At 53.3% G+C, this 2,970-nt stretch carries 1 rRNA gene; it reads left to right on the top strand.

The features are described from left to right. The first annotated feature begins 49 nt into the window (after window positions 1-49). Window positions 50-2,965: ribosomal RNA gene (locus tag GLV98_RS19810) — 23S ribosomal RNA — on the top strand. Window positions 2,966-2,970: the final 5 nt, after the last annotated feature.

Genomic DNA, 2,970 nt, shown 5'->3' with positions numbered 1-2,970 from the left:
TTGATGACAAGACATCTAATTGAAATTGTAAACGTCTTTTCACGAAGATAGTTAAGTGAATAAGGGCGCACGGTGGATGCCTTGGTACTAGGAGCCGATGAAGGACGGGACTAACACCGATATGCTCCGGCGAGCCGTAAGTAGGCTTTGACCCGGAGATTTCCGAATGGGGAAACCCACTGTTCGTAATGGAACAGTATCCTATACTGAATACATAGGTATAGGCAGGCACACCCGGGGAACTGAAACATCTAAGTACCCGGAGGAAGAGAAAGCAAACGCGATTTCCCAAGTAGCGGCGAGCGAAACGGAATCAGCCCAAACCAGAAAGCTTGCTTTCTGGGGTTGTAGGACACTCCATTGGAGTTATCAAAGAGGAAGATAGGCGAATCGATCTGGAAAGGTCAGCCAGAGCAGGTAACAGCCCTGTAGTCGAAATCTTTCTCTCTCCGGAGTGGATCCTGAGTACGGCGGAACACGAGGAATTCCGTCGGAATCCGGGAGGACCATCTCCCAAGGCTAAATACTCCCTAGTGACCGATAGTGAACCAGTACCGTGAGGGAAAGGTGAAAAGCACCCCGGAAGGGGAGTGAAAGAGAACCTGAAACCGTGTGCCTACAAGTAGTCGGAGCCCGTTAATGGGTGACGGCGTGCCTTTTGTAGAATGAACCGGCGAGTTACGACCGTATGCGAGGTTAAGCAGCAGAAGCGGAGCCGCAGCGAAAGCGAGTCTGAATAGGGCGAGTGAGTATGCGGTCGTAGACCCGAAACCGTGTGATCTACCCATGTCCAGGGTGAAGGTCAGGTAACACTGACTGGAGGCCCGAACCCACGCAAGTTGAAAATTGCGGGGATGAGGTGTGGGTAGGGGTGAAATGCCAATCGAACACGGAGATAGCTGGTTCTCTCCGAAATAGCTTTAGGGCTAGCCTCAGAATAGAAAGTCATGGAGGTAGAGCACTGATTGGACGAGGGGCCCCTATCGGGTTACCGAATTCAGTCAAACTCCGAATGCCATAGACTTTGTTCTGGGAGTCAGACCGTGGGTGATAAGGTTCATGGTCGAGAGGGAAACAGCCCAGACCGCCAGCTAAGGTCCCAAAGTGTGTGTTAAGTGGAAAAGGATGTGGAGTTGCTTAGACAACCAGGATGTTGGCTTAGAAGCAGCCATCATTCAAAGAGTGCGTAATAGCTCACTGGTCGAGTGACTCTGCGCCGAAAATGTACCGGGGCTAAACACACCACCGAAGCTGCGGATTGATCTTATGATCAGTGGTAGGAGAGCGTTCTAAGGGCCGTGAAGTCAGACCGTAAGGACTGGTGGAGCGCTTAGAAGTGAGAATGCCGGTATGAGTAGCGAAAAAAGAGTGAGAATCTCTTTCACCGAATGCCTAAGGTTTCCTGAGGAAGGCTCGTCCTCTCAGGGTTAGTCGGGACCTAAGCCGAGGCCGAAAGGCGTAGGCGATGGACAACAGGTTGATATTCCTGTACCACCTCCTTTCCGTTTGAACGACGGGGGGACGCAGGAGGATAAGGAGAGCGCGCCACTGGATGTGCGCGTCCAAGCAGTGAGACGGTCGGATAGGCAAATCCGTCCGGCAACGTCAAGCTGTGATGGGGAGGGAAATAAAGTACCGAAGCTCCTGAGTTCACACTGCCAAGAAAATCCTCTAGTGAGGAAAGAGGTGCCCGTACCGCAAACCGACACAGGTAGGCGAGGAGAGGATCCTAAGGTGAGCGGGAGAACTCTCGTTAAGGAACTCGGCAAAATGACCCCGTAACTTCGGGAGAAGGGGTGCTCCTCTGCCGAGGAGCCGCAGTGAAAAGGCCCAAGCGACTGTTTACCAAAAACACAGGTCTCTGCGAAGCCGTAAGGCGAAGTATAGGGGCTGACACCTGCCCGGTGCTGGAAGGTTAAGGGGATGCGTTAGCTTATGCGAAGCGTTGAACCGAAGCCCCAGTAAACGGCGGCCGTAACTATAACGGTCCTAAGGTAGCGAAATTCCTTGTCGGGTAAGTTCCGACCCGCACGAAAGGTGCAACGACTTGGGCACTGTCTCAACGAGAGACCCGGTGAAATTATACTATGTGTGAAGATGCACATTACCCGCGACAGGACGGAAAGACCCCGTGGAGCTTTACTGTAGCCTGATATTGAATGTTGGTACAGCTTGTACAGGATAGGTAGGAGCCTTAGAAGCCGGAGCGCTAGCTTCGGTGGAGGCGCTGGTGGGATACTACCCTGGCTGTACGGACATTCTAACCCAGGACCGTGATCCGGTCCGGAGACAGTGTCAGGTGGGCAGTTTGACTGGGGCGGTCGCCTCCCAAAAGGTAACGGAGGCGCCCAAAGGTTCCCTCAGAATGGTTGGAAATCATTCGCAGAGTGTAAAGGCACAAGGGAGCTTGACTGCGAGACCTACAAGTCGAGCAGGGACGAAAGTCGGGCTTAGTGATCCGGCGGTTCCGCATGGAAGGGCCGTCGCTCAACGGATAAAAGCTACCCCGGGGATAACAGGCTTATCTCCCCCAAGAGTCCACATCGACGGGGAGGTTTGGCACCTCGATGTCGGCTCATCGCATCCTGGGGCTGTAGTCGGTCCCAAGGGTTGGGCTGTTCGCCCATTAAAGCGGTACGCGAGCTGGGTTCAGAACGTCGTGAGACAGTTCGGTCCCTATCCGTCGTGGGCGTTGGAAATTTGAAAGGAGCTGTCCTTAGTACGAGAGGACCGGGATGGACACACCGCTGGTGTACCAGTTGTTCCGCCAGGAGCATCGCTGGGTAGCTACGTGTGGTCGGGATAAGTGCTGAAAGCATCTAAGCATGAAGCCCCCCTTGAGATGAGATTTCCCTTTGCTTTAAGCAAATAAGATCCCTCAGAGACGATGAGGTTGATAGGTCCGAGGTGGAAGCGTGGTGACACGTGGAGCTGACGGATACTAATGGATCGATGACTTATCTATCTGAT

Origin of the sequence: Halobacillus litoralis (genome assembly GCF_009856415.1) — a bacterium.
In the GTDB taxonomy this organism is placed as follows: domain Bacteria; phylum Bacillota; class Bacilli; order Bacillales; family Halobacillaceae; genus Halobacillus; species Halobacillus litoralis_C.
This window is presented reverse-complemented; position numbering and strand designations above follow the sequence as displayed.